The sequence below is a fragment of the Pigmentiphaga litoralis genome (genome assembly GCF_013408655.1).
In the GTDB taxonomy this organism is placed as follows: Bacteria; Pseudomonadota; Gammaproteobacteria; order Burkholderiales; family Burkholderiaceae_B; genus Pigmentiphaga; species Pigmentiphaga litoralis_A.
Window position 1 is genome coordinate 4,442,748 of the sequence record NZ_JACCBP010000001.1, and the last position, 20,312, is coordinate 4,463,059.

20 protein-coding genes and 3 tRNA genes are annotated in these 20,312 nt (G+C 67.3%); 8 read left to right on the plus strand and 15 right to left on the minus strand.

The genetic code is table 11. From position 1 onward, the window contains the following. Positions 1–84 precede the first annotated feature (84 nt). Together HD883_RS20175 and HD883_RS20180 are read left to right on the plus strand one after the other, a co-directional pair. Entirely contained in the window at positions 85–786 is a 702-nt protein-coding gene (locus HD883_RS20175) for a cell division ATP-binding protein FtsE (protein WP_179582166.1), read from the plus strand. Continuing rightward, the gene (locus tag HD883_RS20180; protein ID WP_179582159.1) at positions 783–1,691 is read left to right on the plus strand and encodes a cell division protein FtsX; all 909 of its coding nucleotides are present in this window, start codon (positions 783–785) and stop codon (positions 1,689–1,691) included. The genes HD883_RS20175 and HD883_RS20180 overlap by 4 nt, the downstream gene beginning before the upstream one ends. Positions 1,692–1,764: 73 nt before the next feature. Here the strand turns inward: HD883_RS20180 and HD883_RS20185 are convergent, their stop codons facing one another. The 3 genes from HD883_RS20185 to HD883_RS20195 form a co-directional block, all read right to left on the minus strand. After that, positions 1,765–2,796, minus strand: coding sequence for a Bug family tripartite tricarboxylate transporter substrate binding protein (locus HD883_RS20185; protein ID WP_179582157.1), 1,032 nt, complete (start codon positions 2,794–2,796; stop codon positions 1,765–1,767). A 126-nt stretch (positions 2,797–2,922) separates the two neighbouring features. Continuing rightward, entirely contained in the window at positions 2,923–4,452 is a 1,530-nt protein-coding gene (locus HD883_RS20190) for an aldehyde dehydrogenase family protein (RefSeq protein ID WP_179582155.1), read from the minus strand. Between the two features lie 202 nt (positions 4,453–4,654). After that, a complete protein-coding gene (locus tag HD883_RS20195) occupies positions 4,655–5,581 on the minus strand; it encodes a LysR family transcriptional regulator (protein WP_179582153.1) in 927 nt (308 codons plus the stop codon). A gap of 357 nt (positions 5,582–5,938) precedes the next feature. On the opposite strand from HD883_RS20195, the gene HD883_RS20200 reads away from it, so the two are divergent. After that, positions 5,939–7,498, plus strand: a complete 1,560-nt coding sequence (locus HD883_RS20200) for a CYTH and CHAD domain-containing protein (RefSeq protein ID WP_179582151.1) — start codon at positions 5,939–5,941, stop codon at positions 7,496–7,498. A gap of 10 nt (positions 7,499–7,508) precedes the next feature. On the opposite strand, the gene HD883_RS20205 is transcribed toward HD883_RS20200, so the two are convergent. The 12 genes from HD883_RS20205 to gspG are packed head-to-tail and all read right to left on the minus strand — an operon-like array spanning position 7,509 to position 19,073. Then, the gene (locus HD883_RS20205) at positions 7,509–7,994 is read right to left on the minus strand and encodes a glutathione peroxidase (RefSeq protein ID WP_179582150.1); all 486 of its coding nucleotides are present in this window, start codon (positions 7,992–7,994) and stop codon (positions 7,509–7,511) included. Positions 7,995–8,020: 26 nt separating this feature from the next. Then, positions 8,021–9,241 carry a type II secretion system inner membrane protein GspF gene (gspF, locus tag HD883_RS20210; RefSeq protein ID WP_179582148.1) on the minus strand — a complete coding sequence of 407 codons (1,221 nt, stop codon included), beginning with the start codon at positions 9,239–9,241 and terminating at the stop codon, positions 8,021–8,023. A 2-nt stretch (positions 9,242–9,243) separates the two neighbouring features. Beyond that, entirely contained in the window at positions 9,244–10,668 is a 1,425-nt protein-coding gene (gene gspE / locus HD883_RS20215) for a type II secretion system ATPase GspE (protein ID WP_179582146.1), read from the minus strand. After that, positions 10,665–13,175, minus strand: coding sequence for a type II secretion system secretin GspD (gspD, locus tag HD883_RS20220; protein WP_179582144.1), 2,511 nt, complete (start codon positions 13,173–13,175; stop codon positions 10,665–10,667). The genes gspE and gspD overlap by 4 nt, the downstream gene beginning before the upstream one ends. 4 nt (positions 13,176–13,179) lie before the next feature. Continuing rightward, positions 13,180–13,923, minus strand: coding sequence for a type II secretion system protein N (gene gspN / locus HD883_RS20225; protein WP_179582142.1), 744 nt, complete (start codon positions 13,921–13,923; stop codon positions 13,180–13,182). After that, entirely contained in the window at positions 13,923–14,540 is a 618-nt protein-coding gene (gspM, locus tag HD883_RS20230) for a type II secretion system protein GspM (RefSeq protein WP_179582135.1), read from the minus strand. The genes gspN and gspM overlap by 1 nt, the downstream gene beginning before the upstream one ends. Next, positions 14,537–15,907, minus strand: a complete 1,371-nt coding sequence (gene gspL, locus HD883_RS20235; RefSeq protein ID WP_179582133.1) for a type II secretion system protein GspL — start codon at positions 15,905–15,907, stop codon at positions 14,537–14,539. Before gspL ends, gspM begins: the two co-directional genes overlap by 4 nt. Then, positions 15,904–16,917: a type II secretion system minor pseudopilin GspK gene (gene gspK / locus HD883_RS20240; RefSeq protein ID WP_179582131.1), complete on the minus strand. Its 1,014-nt coding sequence runs from the start codon at positions 16,915–16,917 to the stop codon at positions 15,904–15,906. Before gspK ends, gspL begins: the two co-directional genes overlap by 4 nt. Further along, complete coding sequence (locus tag HD883_RS27480; RefSeq protein ID WP_218863066.1) at positions 16,914–17,690, minus strand: PulJ/GspJ family protein; 777 nt, start codon at positions 17,688–17,690, stop codon at positions 16,914–16,916. Before HD883_RS27480 ends, gspK begins: the two co-directional genes overlap by 4 nt. Further along, positions 17,687–18,058, minus strand: a complete 372-nt coding sequence (gene gspI / locus HD883_RS20250; protein WP_179582129.1) for a type II secretion system minor pseudopilin GspI — start codon at positions 18,056–18,058, stop codon at positions 17,687–17,689. Before gspI ends, HD883_RS27480 begins: the two co-directional genes overlap by 4 nt. Further along, positions 18,045–18,569 (minus strand): prepilin-type N-terminal cleavage/methylation domain-containing protein, encoded by a 525-nt coding sequence (locus HD883_RS20255; protein ID WP_373563407.1) that lies wholly within the window; start codon positions 18,567–18,569, stop codon positions 18,045–18,047. The genes gspI and HD883_RS20255 overlap by 14 nt, the downstream gene beginning before the upstream one ends. Positions 18,570–18,578: 9 nt before the next feature. Continuing rightward, positions 18,579–19,073 carry a type II secretion system major pseudopilin GspG gene (gene gspG, locus HD883_RS20260; protein ID WP_179582126.1) on the minus strand — a complete coding sequence of 165 codons (495 nt, stop codon included), beginning with the start codon at positions 19,071–19,073 and terminating at the stop codon, positions 18,579–18,581. Positions 19,074–19,167: 94 nt separating this feature from the next. Between gspG and HD883_RS20265 the strand changes: the two genes are divergently transcribed. The 5 genes from HD883_RS20265 to HD883_RS20285 all read left to right on the plus strand — a co-directional run. Further along, positions 19,168–19,611 carry a general secretion pathway protein GspC gene (locus tag HD883_RS20265; RefSeq protein ID WP_179582124.1) on the plus strand — a complete coding sequence of 148 codons (444 nt, stop codon included), beginning with the start codon at positions 19,168–19,170 and terminating at the stop codon, positions 19,609–19,611. Between the two features lie 67 nt (positions 19,612–19,678). After that, positions 19,679–19,765: transfer RNA gene (locus tag HD883_RS20270), tRNA-Tyr, on the plus strand. Between the two features lie 121 nt (positions 19,766–19,886). After that, positions 19,887–19,960 (plus strand) — tRNA-Gly (locus tag HD883_RS20275). A gap of 41 nt (positions 19,961–20,001) precedes the next feature. Then, positions 20,002–20,076: transfer RNA gene (locus HD883_RS20280), tRNA-Thr, on the plus strand. Between the two features lie 54 nt (positions 20,077–20,130). After that, on the plus strand, positions 20,131–20,312 hold a 182-nt coding region (locus HD883_RS20285; protein WP_257022338.1), incomplete at its 3' end, for a GTP-binding protein.

The window sequence follows — 20,312 nt, forward strand, 5'->3', positions numbered from 1 at the left end:
GGCCTGTACCCTAGCATGGGTCCCGAGGGCTGAGAACCGCCCGGGCGATATCCTTGCAGTCACGCGCGTTACTATTTCCTTCTCATGATCGAATTCCAGCAAGTCTACAAATCGTATGGACGCGGCATCGACACCCTGGCCGACGTCAACTTCGGGATAGCCGCCGGCGAGTTCGTGTTCGTGTCAGGCCCGTCCGGTGCCGGCAAGTCCACCTTGCTCAAGCTGATCAGCGGCCTGGACGTCCCGACGCGCGGCACCATCCTGGTCAATGGCCAGAACGTCGGCAAGCTGCCCGGCCGCGCCCGCCCCTACTTTCGCCGCGCCGTCGGCACCATCCTGCAAGACGTGCATTTGCTCCAGGACCGCAACGCCTTTGAAAACGTGCTGTTTCCGCTGATCGTCACTGGCCATTCGCGTAGCGCCGCCGAAAAACGCGCCCGCGCCGCCATCGACAAGGTCGGCCTGGCGAACAAGGACAAGCTGCGGCCGCAGGAATTGTCGGGCGGCGACCAGCAGCGCCTGGCCATTGCCCGCGCCATCGTCAACCGGCCGGCCTTGCTGATCGTGGACGAACCCACCGCCAACCTGGACCGCGACAGCGCGCAGCGTATTGCCGACGTATTCCGCGACTTCAACCAGGTCGGCGTCACCACCGTGATCGCGACCCACGACGAATCGTTGATCGACGACTACGCGCATCGCGTACTGCACATTGAAGGCGGCCGGCTGACCGACCTGGGCGCCCGCACCCCGCGCGCGTCCCGCAGCCACGGAGCGCGCGCATGAGCCCGTTGATCCGGCAACACCGGTATGCCTTTGCCGTCACGCTGCGCCGCCTGATCGCCCAGCCGTTTTCATCGATCGCCAACTTCCTGGTGATCATGCTGGCGCTAGCCATTCCGCTGCTTGGCACCACCGCCTTGCTGTCCTTGCAGCCTGTGGCCAACCACCTGGCGGCCGCGCCCGAAATCACCGTGTTCATGAAAGTGGAAGCCACGCCCGACGAAACCGCCGCGGTGGCCGACCGCATCCGCCGGGACCACCAGGGCGATGTCGACAAGGTGCGGGTGATTCCGCGCGACAAGGCCCTGGCCGACCTGAAAGCCAACCCCGCCTACGCCGACGCGCTGGCCGTGCTGCCTGGCAATCCGCTGCCCGATGCGGTGGTGGTAACGCTGTCGGGCGATGAAGACTTGACCGCGCGCGCCAAGCGCCTGGAAGCGAACTGGAGCCAGTGGGGCAAGGTAGATGTGGTTCAGCTGGACAGCGCGTGGGTGCAGCGGCTCGAAGCCATCATCCGCTTTGGCCGCATGGGGCTGCTGTTCCTGGGACTGGTCGTGGCCGTGGCCGTGCTGGCCGCGGTGTTCAACACCGTGCGCATGCAGGCGCTGTCGCAGCGCGACGAAATCGGCGTGGCGCGGCTGGTGGGCGCCACCGAATCCTTCGTACGCCGGCCGTTTCTGTACCTGGGCGCGATCAGCTGCGCGATCTCGGCGCTGGGCGCGATTGGCGTCGTGGCGCTGGCGCTGGGGCCGCTGAATGCGGCATTGGCGGACCTGGCCAGGACCTACGGCGCGGAGTTCGCGCTGCGGATGCCCGACCCCTTGTGGCTGGTCGTGTTCGTGGTGGCCGTGGCCGCGCTGGGGGCGTTTTCGGCCCGGTGGTCGGTAAAGCGGAACACGCGGTTTTGAATGGGGTGACGTGCTGCTCGGCGCCTGGCATCATCGTCGGCAAGGCGATTGCCTGCCGCCGCCTGCACGGTGTTCAATCCGCCTTGATATTGAACTCGGCCACCACCTGCCCGTAGCGTTGATATTCCTCGCGCACTTCGCGCTGTGCGTCTTCCACGGTGCTGCCCAGCGTTTCGACGCCGGCCGCCCGCATCTTCTCCTTCACGTCCGGCGAACGCATGACCGCGTTGATCTCGCGGTTCAGCCGCGCCAGGACGGGTGCGGGCGTCTTGGCCGGTGCCATCACCGGAAAGAACACGTTCAGCTCGACCCCGGGAATGCCGCTTTCGGTCAGGGTCGGCACGTTGGGCAGTAGGGAACTGCGGGCCTTCTCGGTCACGGCAATGGCGACCAGCTGCCCGCCGTCGATGTATTGCGTGACGCCGCCCAGTGCCGAAAATACCAGCTTGATCTGGCCGCCGACGGTGTCCATGACGGCGGGCATCACGCCCTTGTACGGCACATGGGTCAGCTCGGTTCTGGTGGCTTTGGAAAAGAGTTGCCCGGCAATGTGCTGCGGCGATCCGGATCCTGACGAGGCATAGGGCAGGCCAGGATGGTCCTTGGCGTACGCCGCCAGTTCACGCGGCGTTTTGACCCCCAGCGACGGGTGGGCCAGGATCACCAGGGGGGACGACGCCGTCTTGACGATCACGGTCAGGTCGTTGACGACGTCCACCCCACTGCCGGCGCCCTTGGGCAGCACGTGCGGCGCCCCCAGCAGCGTGCTGGGGCTGAGCAGCAAGGTGTAGCCGTCGGGTTCGGCTCGGGCCACCGAGGCGGCGCCGATCATGCCGCTGGCGCCCGGGCGGTTGGTGACGATCACGGTCTGCCCCAGCGTGGCCGGCAGCCGTTCGGCCAGCAGCCGGGCGAGCATGTCGGTGCTGGATCCGGGCGGCACGGGCACGATCAGGGTGATGGGCTTGGTGGGGGACCAGGCCGCGGCGTTGGCGTTGGCGTTGGCGTTGGTGTTAGCCGCCGCGCCGGCCGTCTGCGCAGATGCCATCGGAAGCAGGGCCGCAAACAGGGCGGCGGCGCCCAGGGTCTTGGTGAACAGGTGGATCATCGGTGTCTCCTCATTGTTGTTATGTCATCCCGGACTTGCGGCGTGTCAGGAGGCCGGGCCACCGTGGGTCGCACCCGGCCCAACCCTGTTCAGGGCGAACCCGCCCGGCATCGGACGGGGCCCGCGTCACAGGGTGATGTTGATGTTTTTGCTTTGTGTGTACGACAGCAGTTCTTCGATCGATTCGTCGCGGCCGATGCCCGACTGCTTGTAGCCGCCATACCCGGTGCCTAAAAAGTGCGGCCCGGCGTTGTTCACCCAGATGAAGCCGGACTGGATACGGCCCGCCGCGCGATGGGCATTGGCCAGGTCGCGCGTGAAGATGGCGCCGGTCAAGCCGTATTCCACCGCGTTGACCTGCGTGAGCATCTCGTCTTCATCCGTCCACGAAATTACCGACAGCACCGGGCCAAAGATTTCCTCTCGGGCGATGCGCATGTCGGCCGTCACGCCGGTGAACACGGTCGGTTCGATGAACCAGCCCTTGCTCAGGGCAGGATCGTCCGGCACCTTGCCGCCGCACGCCAGGGTGGCGCCTTCGTCCTTGCCGATCTCGATATACCGCATCACCTTTTCGTGCTGCGCGCGCGACACGATGGCGCCCATGGTCGTGTCCATGTCGGTCGGGATTCCTGGCCGATAGTGGCGGATCTTTTCCAGCACCCTGGCCACAACCTCGTCATGCACCGAGGCATGCACGAACAGCCGCGACGTCGACCCGCAAGACTGCCCGCTCCACGTGAAATTCATGCCGTTGACGGCGCCCGTGCTGGCCCGGTCCAGGTCCGCGTCGGGATACACCACACACGCATTCTTGCCGCCCAGTTCCAGGGTGATGCGTTTGAGCCGTTCCGCCCCCGCGCGCGCCACGGCGCGGCCGGTGGCCACACTGCCGATCAACGACACAAAGGGCACATCCGGGTGTTCCGACAGCGCCACGCCGCAGGGCGTGCCGCCGCTGATCACGTTCCACACCCCGGGCGGGAAAATGCCGTCCACCAGTTCCATCAGGCGGTAGGCCGACAGCGGCGCCTGCACCGGCGGCTTCATTACCACCGTATTGCCGGCGGCCAGCGGCGCGGCGCTCTTGGCGGCAGTGAACATAAGCGGGTGGTTGTAGGCCACGATGCGGCCTACCACGCCATAGGGATCGCGCACCGACATGTTGATGACGCCGTCCCCCATCGGGATCGTGTCGCCCTTGATCTCGGTGACCAGGCCGGCAAAAAAATCGAACTGCGCGGCGGCATTGCGCACATCGCGCACCATTTCGTGCACCGGACTGCCGCAATTGGCGGCATCCAGCAGCGCCAGGTCCAGCGCGTTGTCACGCAGCACGGTGGCCACCTTGCGCATCATGACCGCGCGGTCCGCCGGTTTGGTCCGGCTCCAGCTGTCGAACGCCACCTTGGCCGACGCCACCGTGGCATTCACGTCGTCAGGATTCGCATCGGCGCACGGGCCCAGCGATTCACCCGTCGCCGGGTTGAAGGTGTCGACATAACCGCCCTGCGGCGCGTGCCAGGCGCCACCGTAGTACAGGTCGCGATGCGCGGGCAGGCGAGGGGCCGTGGCAGGCACGGGCGGCGCGCCGGGCGCAGCGGCGGCGCTGGTGGCGGGGGTAGGAGCGGTCAGGGTATCCGGGGACAGGCTCATGATGGCGGGGCCTCTAGGTTCTTGTGATGGCGGACATCCGGCAGAACACAGGGTCTGGCGGGAAGATGTCGCCGGCGCGTTGATGCGCCGGGAAGCGAAGCCATCTTAGGAACCGGACCCTGGATCGGTCCAATGGATAGTCTGAATGTCGGAAATGGACGGAAGTGATACCGGGAAGGCGCGGATACAGCCCCCGATCCCGTCAGGGCAACTGTTCCGCGCAGTAATGCGCCGCGAACCGCTGCCGGAACCACTGGTTCCCCGGGTCGCGATGCAGGCACTCGTGCCACTGGATATTCAGGTCAATCTCCGGCAGTTCGAACGGCAGGGGCACAATGCGCACGGCGGCCAGCTGCGCCATGGATGAGGCGGGGCCGTGGGGGCCGGTCAGGACCAGGTCGGACAGGGCCACGATCTGCGCCAGGCCGCTCACGAACGGGACGGCGAGCATCACCCGGCGGCGGATGCCCAGGCCGGAGCATTGCGCTTCCAGCAGCGCGTCAAGCGACGCGTGGATCGACACCGACGGCCGGTAGCTGACGTGGGCGGCGGCCAGGTATTGCTCGCGGGTCAGCGTGTCGCCGATGGTGGGGTGGTGCTGGCTGACGACGGCGACCCAGTGTTCGTTGAACAGGCTCTGTCGGTGGAAGTCGGCGCCCAGGTCGGGCAAAAAACCGGTGGCCACGTCCAGGTCCCCGCTGGCCATGGCGACCTTGGCGTCGCGCAGGGGCAGGGCGACGTTGATGACGTCCACATCGGGCGCTTCGCGGCGCAGCGACGCGACAAAGGCAGGCAGGTGCGCCAGCTGGGCAATATCGCTCATCAGCATGCGGAAGGTGCGGCGGGACGTGGCCGGGTCGAAGTGGCGGTCGCGCTCGACCACCGCACGCAGGGCGCCCAGCGCGGCGCGGATTTCGGCTTCCATCTCCAGGGCCAAGGCCGATGGCTGCATGCCGGCGGGCGTGCGCACGAAAAGGGGATCGCCGAACGCATCGCGCAGGCGCTGCAGCGAATTGCTGGCGGCCGATTGCGACAGCCCGACCCGTTCGCCCGCCAGCGTGACGCTGCGCGTCTGCATCAGGGCGTCGAAAATCAGGAGCAGATTCAGGTCCAGCTGATTGAGCGTCATGCGTCTCCCGCAGTGCATGCACGGTCGCGCCGTGTCTTCTGCTGAGTCTTCCGGGCGGTCTCGCCACGGGCTCAGGCGCGCTGCGACTCAAGGCCGCACGACTCAGGCGCGCCGCGGCCCAGCCACGCCCTATGGATGGAAGAATACAGCCAAGTGCCCCTTCCACCGGGAGGGCATGAACCCTGCTGCAGGCATGTGTCATGCACCCTTCCAGGCGTGTGACTGCCCGCACCCACCCGGAAAATCGCGCCGATTCTGACCGTTTGATGACCTGTCATCAAATTTCGGGGGTCGAAAAGCTACCATCGGGCAACACTCATCAATGGCTCGCGCTTCGCCCGTATGCAAGAACCCCGTATGCAAGAACAAGAAATCAAGCTGTCCGTGCCCGTGTCGGCTCGCAAGGCCATCGCCACCACCCTTTCGGCTACCGGACAGAAACGCATCCGTCTGCGCGCCATGTACTTCGATACGCCCGATCGCCAGCTGGCCCGCCAGCACGCCGCCATCCGGCTGCGCCAGGAAGGGCGCAAGTGGGTGCAGACGTTCAAGATGGCCGGCAAGGATGCGCTGACCCGGGTGGAATTGAACCACCCGCGCACTACGCCGCAGCTGGACCTGTCGGTGTATGCCGGCACCCCGGCCGAAGCGGTCTTTGCCCATCTGAAGGGCGACCTTGCCCTGCGCTACGAGACCGACGTGTGGCGCACCCGTTGCGAGATCCGGACCCGTACCGGCACGGTGGAAGCCGCCTATGACGATGGTTTTGTGCGTGCGGGCGACCTGGAACTGCCGCTGCACGAGGTCGAATTCGAACTGATGTCGGGCCGGGTGGGCGCGCTGTTCACCCTGGCCAAGAAGTGGACCGTGCAGCACAAGCTGGTGCTGGACGTGCGCAGCAAGGCCGAGCGGGGTGACCGCCTGGCCAATGCCGCCGCCGCGATCGCCGCCGCGCCCGACGCCGAGCGGGTGCAGGTCCGTCAGGAAGAGATCGCCCGGTACTGGGCGCCGACGATGGCAGGCAAGGTCACCTTGGCGCCGCGCGCAACGCCGGGCCAGGCGCTGGACATCATTACCGCCGAGTGCTTCGACCAGATCGTGCGCAACGCCGCGGCGCTGTCGGGCATCGACAGTGCGGTCGGCGCGGCCACCATCGGCGCCGAACACGTGCACCAGTTGCGGGTGGGCATGCGCCGCTTGCGGTCGGCGTGGCGTCTGTTCAAGGGCTGGGCGCCGTTGCCGGATGACGCGGCGCAGGAAGCCGCCGCGGACTATTTTGGCCAGTTTGGCGAAGCGCGCGATGGCGATGTGCTGGGCGAAACGGTCGTGCCGCTGTTGACCGCGGCAGGCATGCCGCCGGTTGCGCTGCCCCAATCCGCTGATGCGCCCGACGCTGCCGTGGTGGCCGCGTCACCCCCGTTCCAGACCTGGCTGCTGGACCTGCTGGCGTGGAACGTGGGCGTGCGCCCCGAACCGACGCCCTTGCTGGCGCCCATGACGTCGGTGGTGGCCGTGCCGCTGCAGCCGGGCAAGCTGGCGACGCCGGTGGTCAAAAGGCTCAAGAAATGGCACAAACGGCTGGTGGAAGATGGCCGCCGTTTCCACCGCCTGGAAGACGAGGCGCGGCACGACCTGCGCAAGCTGGCCAAGCGCCTGCGTTACGGCCTGTCGTTTACCGAGTCGCTGTTCGACGCCGACCACGTCAAGCCCTACCGCAAGTGTCTGTCGGTGCTGCAGGATGCGCTGGGTGAGATCAATGACCTGGTGGTCGCCCGCGAAACCTACCTGAAGCTGGCTGAAACCCAGCCGCCGGCCTGGTTCGCGGTGGGCTGGATCGGCGCGCGGCTGGACGTGCTGTACAAGGGTGCCGAAGCGGAATTCAAGGCGCTGGACGACACCAAGCCGTTCTGGAAATGACGTCGGGGCGTCAGCCGGCCAGCGCCGCCTTGATGTCCGGTTCGATCGCCTGCGGCTTGTCCGTAGGCGCATAGCGCTGCAGGACTTGCCCGTCCCGCCCGACCAGGAACTTCGTGAAGTTCCACTTGATGCCTTCCGTCCCGAGCAGCCCCGGCTTGGTGGACTTGAGCCACTGGAACAGCGGGTGCGCCTTGTCGCCGTTCACGTCGATCTTGGCGAACACCGGAAAGTGCACGTCGTAGGTCAGCGTGCAGAAGCTGCGGATGGCTTCGGAATCACCCGGTTCCTGGTGTCCGAACTGGTCGCACGGAAAACCCAGCACTTCCAGCCCCTGCGCCCGGTAGTCCCGGTACAGCGCTTCCAGCCCCGCGTACTGCGGCGTGAAGCCGCACTTGGACGCAACGTTCACGATCAGCAGCACCTTGCCCCGGTAGGCGTCCAGGGGGCGGGTGACGCCATCCAGGTCATCGGCGGAAAAGTCGTAGGCGGTTGTCATAAGAAAGGCCCTCCGGTTGAAATCGCTTAGCGCACCAGTTGGTTGATCTCGATGATCGGCATCAGCACGGCCAGCACGATCAGCAGCACGAAACCGCCCATCAACAGAATCATCAGCGGTTCCAGCAGCGCCGTCATGGCCATGGCCTTGCGTTCCACTTCGCGTGACAAGGTCTGCGCGGCGCGTTCCAGCAAGTCCGGCAAGGTGCCCGTCTTTTCCCCACTGGCCGTCAGGTGGATCAGCAGCGGCGGAAAGGTCTTTTGCACCTGCAAGGCCGACGCCAGCGACACGCCTTCCCGCACGCGGGTGGTCGCATCGTCGATCGACGCCCGCAACCGGTCGTTGCCCAAGGTCTGCCGCGACGCATCCAACGCGCGCAGCAAGGGCACACCGCTGCCGGTCAGGATCGCCAGCGTCGATGCAAACCGTGCCGCATCCAGCCCCAGAATGAAGCGCCCGGCCACGGGGGTACGCAGCAGCCGCGAGTGCCAGGCCAGCCGCGCGGGCGCCGCCCGCAGCATCATGCGCCAGCCGGTAAACGCCGCCGCCAGGCCGATGCCGACCAGCCAGCCCCAGCTGCGCACAAAGTCGCTCAGCCCCAGCATCACCCGGGTCAGCAGCGGCAGTTCCTGCCGGGCCTGCGAAAAGGCGCTGACCACCTGCGGCACCACATAGCCCAGCAGGAAAATCACGATGCCCACCGACACGCACGCCACCACGGCCGGGTAGATGAAGGCCGTCAGCACCTTGGTGCGCAGGGTGTTGCGCTCTTCGATGTAGTCGGCCAGTTTTTCCATCACCTGCGCCAGGTCGCCCGACTCTTCGCCGGCGGCGATCAGCGCCCGGTAGATTTCCGGAAAGTCCCGCGGCCGGGTCGCCAGGGCATCGGCCAGACGGTGACCGGCACGGATGTCGGACCGGATGGTGGTCAACACTTCGCGTATGTGCTTGCGTTCGGCCTGTTCGGCGGTCGCGGTCAACGCGGCGTCCAGCGGCAGGCGGGCCGATAGCAGGCTGGCCAGCTGGCGCGTGGTCCAGGCCAGTTCCGAGTCGGACATCTTGGCGCCGAACAGCGGCCGCGGCGCGCCGGCGGCCGCATTTTCCTGCGGGGCCACGGAATCCACGGCCAGCGGCGTCAGGCCGCGCGCGCGCAACTGGGTGCGTGCGGCGCGGGGGCTGTCGGCGTCGATCAGTCCCCGTTCGACCTTGCCGATCGCATCCGACGCTTCGTATCGATAGGACGGCATGGTCAGGCGTCCCGCGTCACACGGATCACTTCTTCAGGCGACGTCACGCCCGACCGGATCCAGCGTTCGCCGTCCTGCCGCATGTTCAGCATGCCGGCGGCGGCCGCGGCCTGGCGCATGTCTTCTTCGCTCGTGCCCTCGTGGATCAGGCGGCGCTGCGTTTCGTCGATCGTGAACAATTCATGGATGCCGGTCCGGCCGCTGTAGCCGGTATGGCTGCACGCCGGGCATCCCACCGGGCGGTACACCGTCCGGCCGTCGGGTTCGATGCTCGCTTCCTTGCATTCCTGGCACAGCCGCCGCACCAGCCGCTGCGCGACCACGCCCAGCAAGGACGACGACAGCAGGAAGGGCTCGACGCCCATGTCGGTCAGTCGCGTCACGGCCGACACGGAATCGTTGGTGTGCAGCGTGGCCAGCACCAGGTGGCCCGTCAGCGACGCCTGCACCGCGATCTGCGCGGTTTCCAGATCCCGGATTTCGCCGATCATGATCACGTCCGGATCCTGCCGCAGGATCGCGCGCAGGGCCATCGCAAAGCTCATGTTGATCTTGGCGTTGACCTGCGTCTGGCTGATGCCGGGCAGGTCGTATTCGATCGGGTCTTCCACCGTCAGGATGTTGGTGGTGCTCGAGTCCAGCCGCGCCAGCGCCGCGTACAGCGTCGTGGTCTTGCCGCTACCGGTCGGCCCCGTCACCAGGACGATGCCGTGCGGCTGGCGGATCAAACGGTCGATCTGTTTCAGCAGGGTCGCGTCCATGCCCAGGCGCGACAGTTCGAGCCGGCCCGCTTCCTTGTCCAGCAGGCGCAGCACGGCGCGTTCGCCATGGCCGGTCGGCAGGGTGGACACCCGCACGTCGATCGGCCGGCCGCCTACGCGCAGCGCGATCCGGCCGTCCTGCGGCAGGCGCTTTTCAGAGATATCCAGGTTGGCCATGATCTTGATCCGCGAGATCAGGGCGGCGTGCAGCGCCTTGCGCGGGCTGACCACATCGCGCAGCGTGCCGTCCACGCGATAGCGCACCACCGAATGCGTTTCGAACGCTTCGATGTGGATATCGCTGGCGCCATCGCGCGCGGCCTGCGTGAACAATGCGTTGATCATGCGGATCACCGGGGCGTCGTCCTGCGTTTCCAGCAGGTCTTCGATCTCCGGAATGTCCTGCATCAGCCGCGCCAGGTCGATCTCGTTTTCGGCCGCGCCCACCACCGACGCCGCGTCACCCGTGTCGGCATACGACGCCGCCAGCTTGGTTTCCAGCTCGGCATCGGGCACGCGCATGATGCGCAGCGCGCCATGCCGCCGCTGCACTTCGGCAATTGCCCACGCCGGCGTGCGCGGGCTGACCGTCAGCGTCGTGCCATCGGGCCGGATGTTCAGCAGCGCCCGTTGCGCGCGGGCCCAGGTATAGGGCAGGGGATTCATGGTCGGGTCACGATCTCGGCGGAATAGCCCAGCTGCCGCAGGGTCGACAGCGTGGTATCCAGGGTCAGCATATCGCGGGCGACGCGCGAACGGACATACCAGACCTGGCCCTCGCCCGGCTCGACGTAGGCATTGAAGCCCGCGTCGGCCACGCGGCGCGCGGTCAGTTGCGCATCGTTTTCGGTGGGGGTGGCGGCAATCTGCAGCACCGTGGTCGGGCCTTCGGCCATGATCGCGGCCATGTCGCGCGGAATGGTGGTTGGCACCATGCCTTGCGAATTGGCGCGCGGCAGCGGATCGCCTTCACCCGGCACGCGTGGCGGCAGTTCCGGACCCTTCAGGTCCGGCAGCAGCCAATGTTCGCCCGGCTGCACCCGCGCTTGCGTGGCGCGCATGTATTCGTAGCGGTCGATCAGCAGGTTGGAGTTGGGTGTGCCTTCGCGCACCACGTAAGGACGCAGGAAGACCATCAGGTTGGTCTTGGCGCGGCGGCGGCTGTCATAACGGAACAGTCCGCCAATGTAGGGGATGTCGCCCAGGCCCGGCACCTTTTCGACCGCGCCCGTCACGGAATCCTGCACCAGGCCGCCGATCACGATGATCTGGCCATCGTCCACCAGCACATTGGATTCGATCGCGCGCTTGTTGGTGATGATGCCTGCCGTGTTGGTGGCGGAATCGACACTGCTGACCTCTTGATAGATCTGCATCTTGACCGTGCCGCCTTCGGACACTTGCGGCTTGACCTTGAGCGTCAGGCCCACGTCCTTGCGTTCGATGGTCTGGAAGGGGCTGGCGGTAGTGCCGCCGGTGCCGGTCTGGGCATACGAACCGGTAATGAACGGCACGTTCTGGCCCACGATGATGCTGGCGATTTCGTTGTCCAGCGTCAGCAGGTTCGGTGTCGACAGAATGTTGGTGCCCGACTTGCTTTCCAGGGCCCGGGCCAGGAAGCCCAGGTTGGTGACCTGGCCCACGCCCGGGATCGTGACCGATCCGTTGGTGATACCGATGCTCAGGCCGTTGCCCAGCGACGCCGGGTTGGCCGCGACGCCCAGCAGGTTGGTGCCCGCCCCGCCAAATGCCGTGCCGCCGAAGGCGCCCGTGCCGCTGGACGTGGAACTGAGGTTGCCCGCGCCGCTCAACCACTGGATGCCGAATTCGGCCGCGGTGCTGGCAGTCACTTCCACGATCAGGCTTTCGACAAAGATCTGCGCGCGCCGCACGTCCAGCATGTCGACGATTTCGCGCAGGCTGCGGTACAGCGGTTCGGGCGCGGTAATGATCAGGGTGTTGGTGGTCGCGTCGGCCTGGACCGTGGCGCCGCCGCCGCTGAAGGTGGTGCCTGTGCCGGTGCCGGTCCCCGTGCCGCCAAAGCCGCCCGTGGTGCCGCCCAGGGCCGAGCCCACGCCGCCGGTGCTGCTGGCGCCGCCCAGGGCACTGCCGCCCAGTGCGCTTGACGTATTGCCCGTGCCGCCAAAGCCGCCGGTGGTGTTGGCGCTGGACCCGCCAAAGCTGGTGCCGCCCAGCATGTTGCCGCTGTTGCTGCCGCCAAAACCGCCGCTGCCGCCCGACTGCCCGGTCAGCACGCCGCGCAGCACTTCGGCCAGTTTCACGGCTTCGGCGTTGCGCAGGTAGACCACATGCATATTGGTCGCACGCGACGACGGGTTGTCCAGCTTGGCGATCAGGTCACGTGCCAGCCGGGTACGCGCCGGACTGCTGGCGCGGATCAGGACGCTGTTGGTGCGCGGATCGGCAATCGCGGTCACGCGGTTGGTCGCTTCGCCGCTCGCGCCCGGGTCCATCAGGCGCGTCACCAGCGCCGCCACGTCGGTGGCAATGCCGTTCTTGATCTCGATCATGTCGGTGGCGACCGACGACTGCGTGTCCACGCTGGCAATGATGTCGGCGATCCGGCGCAGGTTGTCCGCGTAGTCGGTGATCACCAGCGTGTTGTTGCCGGGATAGGCGTTGATCGGGTTGTTCGGTGCGATCATCGGGCGCAGCACGGGCACCAGGTTGGTCGCGCTTTCATAGTTCAGCTTGAACACCCGGGTCACCAGCTGGTCGCCACGGCCGGTATTGGTCACGGCGCCGCCTTGCAGCTTGGCGTCCGCTTCCGGCACGACCTTGCTGATGCCGTCGGCCTCGACCACCGCAAAGCCCTGCATGCGCAGTGCGCCCAGCAGCATGCGGTAGGCCGTGTCGCGATTGACCGGCGTTTCCGACACCAGCGTCAGCTGGCCCTTCACGCGCGGATCGACCAGGAAATTCTTGCCGGTGAACTGCCCCAGCGCGCGCACCACGGCGTCAAGCTCGGTATTGACGAAATTCAGGACGACGCCGCCATCGGGCGCCGTGGCGCGGGCAACCTGCGCGACGGCGTTCACGGGGGGAAGCGCCAGCGTCAGCAACGCGGCCGACATCGCCGCGACGATCGCCCGGGTAGCCAGGGTGCGCGGCGACGACCGGAGGGTGGACGTCTGGAGAAAAGAGGTGGGCATGATGTTATCGGCCAACTTGCAGGAGTGAATCGTCGCCGGTGCGGCGGCCCAGCGCAGACAGGGTGCTGTCGAGCGCCGCACGGACTTCAGGAGTGGAATTCGGCGCGGGTCGGGCCACGCCGTTGAATCGGACGCCGCCCCGTTGGGCCCAGCGTCCGGTGCCTTCGACCATCAGGGGTCCTTCCAGGGTCGACACGGCAAATACGATGGCGTCGCCGGCGTCGCCCGTCAGGCGGACCTGATAGCGGCCAATTGGCCGCAGCATGGACAGCACGGTCGACGCATCTTTCCATTCGACGGTCAACAGTTCGCCCACGGGCACGCTGCCGTTCAGGCGCATGGCGGGCCAGCGCAGCGACAGGTCGCCGCCCGGCTTCAGGGTATTGAACGGTGCGCCCAGCTGGGCCAGCGTGCTGGCCGGCAGGCGCAGCGTGCGGGCGGACAGGATCACGCCGCGCGTTTCCAGGCGCAGCGTCATCGGGCCGTCCAGCCACAGGTGGGACAGCACCAGGTGCGGCCCGCCGTCAAAGGCCAGGCGCCAGTTCAGGGGCGTCGGCAACGTGCTGCGGGCTTCGGGCGGGCCGATCGCCATCAGCGCCGACCCGTTCCATACCGTGCCCGACGCATCGACAATGGCCACCGGCCACGTGTCGGGCAGGGCGCGGATCAACCAGCGGGCAGGCAGGACGGCAAGGGCGGACACGACAGCAATCGCGACACAGATCAGGACTTTCGGAATCGTGCGCATCAACGTCCCTGGCTCGCGGGGGTGGTCGCCCCCGGAGTCGTATTCGCCACAAACAGCATCAGGCCCGACACTTTGCCGACCAGCAGGCGTCCGTTTTCATCTTTCGGACGTTCCAGTTCGGCCTGCACCAGGCGCAGACGGGTCTGCGCGGGCACGGCGGCCAGCCATTGCATCAGGGCCGTGGCCGACACCTTGTCGACACTGACCTGCAGGCCCGCGTCGGACGTGGGCTGGTCAGTGGGCGGCGCGATGTCTTCCAGCGTGCCGGCTATCCCGGCCTGGCGCAGGCTGTCGGCCAGCGCCTGCCGCGTTTCGGCCGGCGTCATCCTGCCGCCCGATGCGCGTTGCAGGCTGCGCGCTTCCAGCGTCAGCGCGTCCACCGTGGCCGCCTGCGTGCGCAGCAGCGGCAACTGCACCTGCAGACGGCGGTAGGTCGTCCAGGCGGGTTCGATCAGCACCAGGAAGATGATGGCCAGGCCGACGACCGTGCCGCAGATGGTCAGCAGACGGCGTTCGCGCGGGGCCAGCCGCGCCCAGCGGCGCGACAGGCTTTCGGTGCGCTTGCGCAGGGCAGGCGCCACGCGGGCATTCATGCGTTCGTTCAGGCGCGCGTTCATCGTGCCACCCCGCCGCGCACGGTCACACCCGCGCCGCCCGCGTCATTCGATCCCGCCGATGCCAGCCGGAAACGCCACATGCCTTCCACCCGGTCCACATTCAGCCCCAGGGCCTGCGCGCGCTGCAGTACGGCCGGGTCGATGCCCGCCGTTTGCGCGGTCGGCGCGTTGCGTCCGGTGGGTGGGGGAGGCGTGCGTTGCAGGCTCAGGCGGCGCGGTGGCGCCCCCGCGCCCGGCGTGGAGCCGGTCACCGCCGCGGCCCCGACCATGCCGATGCCATCGTCCACCAGCTTCAGGCGCAGTTCCGCGTCGGCATAAGACACCGCCGTCAGGTTGCTGGCCGCCTGGGGCAGGGCGTCGGCCGCGGCCAGCGACATGGGCAGGAAGTCGGAACTGCCGAATTTGCCGTCGGCGGTCCGCAAGGCGTCGCGGCGCTGCTCGGCCTGCTTCAAAGGATCCACGATCACGGGCAGGTCCGGAAACGCCGCCTTGACCTGGGCCACCATCCGCTGGCGCAGGGCCTGTTCTTCGCGGCTCAGTTGCCAGGCGTGCACGTTCAGGCCCAGCAGCCAGACCGCGGCGGCCGCGGCCGTCCAGATCAGCGGCTTGCGCCAGCGGGACCGTCCGGCATGGCGCGGCTGCAAGTCGGCCAGCGCCAGGGACCATGACGGCGCGACGCCCGACCAGCGCGCTTCTGCCGGCAACGTCCGCGATTCCACGGCTTCGGGGGCGATCCAGCCGATCGGCACGGGTGGCACCCAGGCCACCGCCGCCGGCAGGGCCGGTTCCATGGCAAGCAGCAAGGCTGCCGCGGCCGGCTCGGCGCCATCCTGCTGGGGCGTGACGGTATCGATCGCCCAGCAATAGCCCGATTCCGGGCCGCTGCGCACGATCAGATAGCCATCGCGCACCGCGGCGGTCCAGCCATTCTCGGTCTGCGCCAGCGCCAGGGGCGCCGGCAGCAACGCGTCGGCCGACAGGCCCACGTCGGCCAGCACGGCCAGCGCGCGCGCCAGATGCTCGCGCGGGCCCCACGCCACCGCCACGGTGCCGTCGGCATGCCGGGCCCCATGGGCCACGGCCAGCGTTTCGATCTCGCCCAGCAGCATCGGTTCGACCGCGCCCGCCACGGCCGCGCCCATCCGGTGCGGCGGCAAGGGGGGCACCGTCACGGTGGTGACAATGGTGTCGCCCGGGTGCAGGATGGCCTCGACCCGATCGCCGGGCACGGCGCCCGCGATCTCGGACAGGGACATCTCACCCGTGCGCAGCACGGTGTGCTGGCGGTCAAGCAGCGCAAACTCGATCAGCGAGCCGGGCGTGAGCGCCTGCAGCGTCGGTAGCTCCAGTCGCAATATGGTCTTCAATTCGTTTCCCTTTTCCACACCACGCTAGGACTGGTGGCGTTCTCGCGCGAAATGAGCGCTTGCATTGTGACCGCTGCACGCTCCAGCGTCACGGTACCGTTGACGGAAAACCACTTGCTGACCGTCACGATCTGCGTATCGGTCAGCTGGATGTCCGGATTGGCCAGGCGATTGCCAAAGTCGGCCCGGTCATTGAAATAGGCGCCCGCATTGCGGCGTTCGGTCAGTGCACGGGCCTGCGACAGCGACAGCCCGGGCACCGCCGCCGCCAGGACTTCGGCGCTGGCGGTATTGGCATTCACGGCCGTAATGCCCGGCAGCACGGTCACGAACGGCCGCAGCTTGTCGATGACGGCGTCGTCGACATCGGTCAGGCCGCGCAGGTCGTCCACGCCGCGGATCATGGGCGCCGTGGGGCCCTGGCCGGCCGTGTCGGACCCCGACAAGCTGCCGGAGCTGCCTGTGCCCGCCCCGCTCGTGCTGCCTGCACCGCCAAGCGACCCCGTGCCGTCGCTGCCCGATTCGCCGCTGCGGCTGGGCGACGACTGCGCGCTGGCCACCCGCAGCGCCACCTGCGGCGCCAGCGATCCGGGCAGGCCCAGGATCGCGCAGAGCCGCTGGAAGGCGGCCACTTCGATCGGCTGCGGAATGCCCGCGCTGGCCAGGTTCCGCAGGTTGAACTTGCCCTGTTCGTCTTCGATCCGGCCCGAAAACACGGCAATCCGGTCGTCTCCGGGCCGCTGGATCCGGGTGTCTTCCACTGGCGTCGCCCACAGCGTGTCGAGCCGCGTCGTGCTGTTGCGCCGGGCGTCATCGCGCAGCACCAGCCGCGCCCAGTCCAGTCCCCCCTGCAACAGCCAGCGCGCCTGGATGCGCGCCTGTTCGTTTTCCACCGCGCGCACCGACGCGGCCTGCCGCTGGAACAGTCCGGTAATCAGCAGCGCCACGGCCGTCACGATCAGCAGCGCGCTGATCACGGCCATGCCCCGTTGGCGGTGGCGCCCGTTCATTCCAGGATCACCACGCGGGCGTACCGCTCGCGGCCCTCGGCGGGCAGGCGCTGCACCGACAATTCCAGGCCCGTAAACGGCGTGCCGGTGGTCGGAAACGGCGTCGTCACCCAGCCATTGCCCGGCAACCAGCCCCGCACCGTGAACCGATAGACGCCGGTCAGGATCACCGCCGCCGGGCCCACAGGCGGCAGCGGATAGCGCCGCGCCGACGCACCCACGGCCCGCCGCAGCACCGTGCCGTCCTGGAACCACACCACCCGCTGCCACGCGCCCGGATTGGCGGCGTCGCTGCGGATCATTTCCACCCGTGCCGGGCCATCGGGCTGCCCCGACGTCGTCACCAGAATGCTTTGCGGCAGCAGTGAAGGCGGCACGCCGTTGATGGCGGTGGCGCCCGTGCCGGTTCCAGTGCCTGTACCGGTGCCCGTTCCAGCCGTGCCGGTTCCGGTCGATGTCCCCGTCGACGCGCCATCAGTGGTCCCGGTGCCGCTGCCCGCGTTCGTCCCCGTCCCGGTCCCGCCCCCCGTTGCCGCATTCAATCCATTCACTCCCGTCGCCAGCAAGGCATCCGGCGCCCGCAGGGCCACGTCGCGTTCGAACTGGCCCAGCATGCGGATTACCGTGTCGTTCTCATCGGCGTCTTCGGTCAGCCGGCGCTGCTGCGAACTCACGTTTTCCAGCCCGCGCCACGCAATGATGCTGACCAGCGCCATCAGCGTGATCGCCACCAGCACTTCGATCAGGGTGAAACCGGCCTGTCGCGCCTTCATGGCAACGCCGTCAGAAAGCCGTTGATCTGCGCCAACGTTTCGGTCGGCACGCCGTCGGGGTGCACCCGCACCGTCACCTGCCGGATATTGGTGTTATCCGAATTGGTGAAGATGCTTTCGCATTGCATCAGCAGCCGCCCTTGCCGGCAGGCATTCACCTGGCGTCCGGGCGACGGCATCAGCCGCGCCAGCCGCAATTCGGCCATCTGGTTTTCGGCCGCCACCAGCGCCAGCGATTTGGTTCGCAACGCCGCATTGTTCTGCGCAATCACGCCGATCGCGCGCACCGACGCGGCCAGCGCCACCGCCACGATCGCCAGCGCCACCAGCACTTCGATCAGCGTGAACCCCGACTCACTGGACCGCATACCGTCCCGCCTCGTCGCGCACGATGGTAACCGTGGCATCCAGGTTCTGCAGCCGCACGACCATTGGCGGCGCGATCCATTCCGACGTGAACACCGGCGCGCCTTCAGGCAGCACCGATACCTTCACGGGCCCGTCCCGCCAAGGCCGCGGGCGCAGCAGGTCGTCGCGGGGAAACACGTCCAGCTGCGTGCTGGACAGCGCCGTGGGCGTGGCGCGGCCGGGGGCATAGACCCGCGCCCGGCGCATGAAACGGTAGCCGGCGTCGTCCGCCTGCCACGTGATCTGCCGGCCGTCGGCCCGCACTTCGCCCTGGGCCACGGCAAACAGCTGCGCCAGCCGCTGCGCATCTTCTTTCAGGACGGCCCGCCGGTCCGGAAACGCCTTGACGCCGATCGCAGCCGCGGCAATGCCGATGACGACAATCACCACCATCAATTCGATCAGCGTGAAACCGGCCGCCCGGCGGCGCGAGCGCCAGGCCGGGGGAGGGGAAGGGCGTAGACGAGTCACAGCAGGCGGTCAGAGGTCCCAGGAACCCACGTCGGTATTGGCATTGTCGCCACCGGGCTGGCCATCGGCCCCCAGCGAAAACACGTCGATGTCACCCCGCACGCCGGGGTTCAGGTATTGATAGGCATTGCCCCACGGGTCGGCGGGCAGGCGATCCAGGTATTGCTTCCAGTTCGGCGGCACCTGGCCGGTCGCGGGCCGTTCAACCAGCGCGCGCAGGCCTTGTTCGGTGGTGGGATAGCGGCCGTTGTCCAATCGATACAGTTTGAGCGCCTGCATGATGCCGGACACGTCCTGCTTGGCGGCCACGGCACGGGCCTGGTCGGGGCGGTCCAGCACGCGCGGCACGACCAGCGCGGCAAGAATGCCCATGATGACAACCACCACCATGATTTCGATCAGCGTGAAACCCTGCTGGCGGCGGGACTGGTGACGACTCTTGATCACAGCGTAAACTCCAAAGGCGCGAAAGGCATCATCTATTATCGCTGCTTTATATGACATTTCATGACAGGGTATTCCTGTCACATTCAGGCCCCAAGATTGAGGGTTTTCTGCGACACGGACCGCTCCGTTCGCATGCCGGAGCCGCGCTGCCATGCCTATGTCCACCCCGCGTTACCTTCCCCGTCTGGTCCAGCGCGCCGCTGTCGTGGCGCTGGCCGCCGGCATCGGTGTCTGGGGCGCCATCGTCTTTGCGCCGTCTCCTCCCCCCGCGCCCCCCACGGCCGCCGCCAGCACCACACTCGCCACCGATACGCAACCGGTATCCCGCTGGTTCGGCACGGGCAGTGGCGCCAAGATCCAGGTGGTGGTCGCCGGATTGATTTCGGCCGGCCCGCGCGGCTCGGCCGTCCTGGCCATCGACGGCCGCCCCGCCCGCGCCTACGCGGTGGGGAACGATCTGGCCGAAGGCGTCACGCTGGCCGAAGTCGGCCGCAGCGGCGTGGTGCTGAATCAGGGCGGTGAACGCGTGGAAGTGCGCGCCGCCACGCTACCGCCCTTGGGCGAAACCATCCGTACCGTGCCTCTCGTGCGTTGAATGGATTCTTTCTTTCCCCCGAGTTGACTTCTGAAAATGACTGCTGCATAATCTCAGGCTCCCTGACGGAGGGGTGCCCGAGTGGTTAAAGGGGGCAGACTGTAAATCTGTTGGCCTTGCGCCTACATTGGTTCGAATCCAATCTCCTCCACCAGTCCTTTTTGGCTGGCACGTCATGGTAGAAGTAGATGTAAAGCAATGCGGTTTAGCAGTGCAGCGAAGCAAGTGCAGTACAGCGAAGTGCAGGTTGAGAAGTGCCAGTGGTAACTAGGCAGGCGGGTGTAGCTCAATGGTAGAGCAGAAGCCTTCCAAGCTTACGACGAGGGTTCGATTCCCTTCACCCGCTCCAGTACCAGCTGCGCGCAACACCAAATCAGTACCCCAGAATTCGCCCACTTGGCTCAGTGGTAGAGCACTCCCTTGGTAAGGGAGAGGTCACGCGTTCGATCCGCGTAGTGGGCACCAGTTTTCTTCCCAGTTCCATTCCAGTAGTAGCAGGCATCCAGGCGGGAGTCAGCCATGGCAAAAAGCAAGTTTGAACGTACCAAGCCGCACGTCAACGTTGGCACCATCGGCCACGTCGACCACGGCAAAACCACGTTGACGGCAGCGATCACCACCGTGCTGTCGAAGGCATTCGGCGGCGAAGCCAAGGCCTACGACCAGATCGACGCAGCGCCTGAAGAAAAAGCGCGCGGCAT

Coding starts and splice junctions, on each gene's coding strand:
- HD883_RS20175 (WP_179582166.1), top strand. CDS start 85: ATGATCGAATTCCAGCAAGTCTACAAATCGTATGGACGCGGCATCGAC.
- HD883_RS20180 (WP_179582159.1), top strand. CDS start 783: ATGAGCCCGTTGATCCGGCAACACCGGTATGCCTTTGCCGTCACGCTG.
- HD883_RS20185 (WP_179582157.1), bottom strand. CDS start 2,796: ATGATCCACCTGTTCACCAAGACCCTGGGCGCCGCCGCCCTGTTTGCG.
- HD883_RS20190 (WP_179582155.1), bottom strand. CDS start 4,452: ATGAGCCTGTCCCCGGATACCCTGACCGCTCCTACCCCCGCCACCAGC.
- HD883_RS20195 (WP_179582153.1), bottom strand. CDS start 5,581: ATGACGCTCAATCAGCTGGACCTGAATCTGCTCCTGATTTTCGACGCC.
- HD883_RS20200 (WP_179582151.1), top strand. CDS start 5,939: ATGCAAGAACAAGAAATCAAGCTGTCCGTGCCCGTGTCGGCTCGCAAG.
- HD883_RS20205 (WP_179582150.1), bottom strand. CDS start 7,994: ATGACAACCGCCTACGACTTTTCCGCCGATGACCTGGATGGCGTCACC.
- gspF (WP_179582148.1), bottom strand. CDS start 9,241: ATGCCGTCCTATCGATACGAAGCGTCGGATGCGATCGGCAAGGTCGAA.
- gspE (WP_179582146.1), bottom strand. CDS start 10,668: ATGAATCCCCTGCCCTATACCTGGGCCCGCGCGCAACGGGCGCTGCTG.
- gspD (WP_179582144.1), bottom strand. CDS start 13,175: ATGCCCACCTCTTTTCTCCAGACGTCCACCCTCCGGTCGTCGCCGCGC.
- gspN (WP_179582142.1), bottom strand. CDS start 13,923: ATGCGCACGATTCCGAAAGTCCTGATCTGTGTCGCGATTGCTGTCGTG.
- gspM (WP_179582135.1), bottom strand. CDS start 14,540: ATGAACGCGCGCCTGAACGAACGCATGAATGCCCGCGTGGCGCCTGCC.
- gspK (WP_179582131.1), bottom strand. CDS start 16,917: ATGAACGGGCGCCACCGCCAACGGGGCATGGCCGTGATCAGCGCGCTG.
- HD883_RS27480 (WP_218863066.1), bottom strand. CDS start 17,690: ATGAAGGCGCGACAGGCCGGTTTCACCCTGATCGAAGTGCTGGTGGCG.
- gspI (WP_179582129.1), bottom strand. CDS start 18,058: ATGCGGTCCAGTGAGTCGGGGTTCACGCTGATCGAAGTGCTGGTGGCG.
- gspG (WP_179582126.1), bottom strand. CDS start 19,073: ATGTCATATAAAGCAGCGATAATAGATGATGCCTTTCGCGCCTTTGGA.
- HD883_RS20265 (WP_179582124.1), top strand. CDS start 19,168: ATGCCTATGTCCACCCCGCGTTACCTTCCCCGTCTGGTCCAGCGCGCC.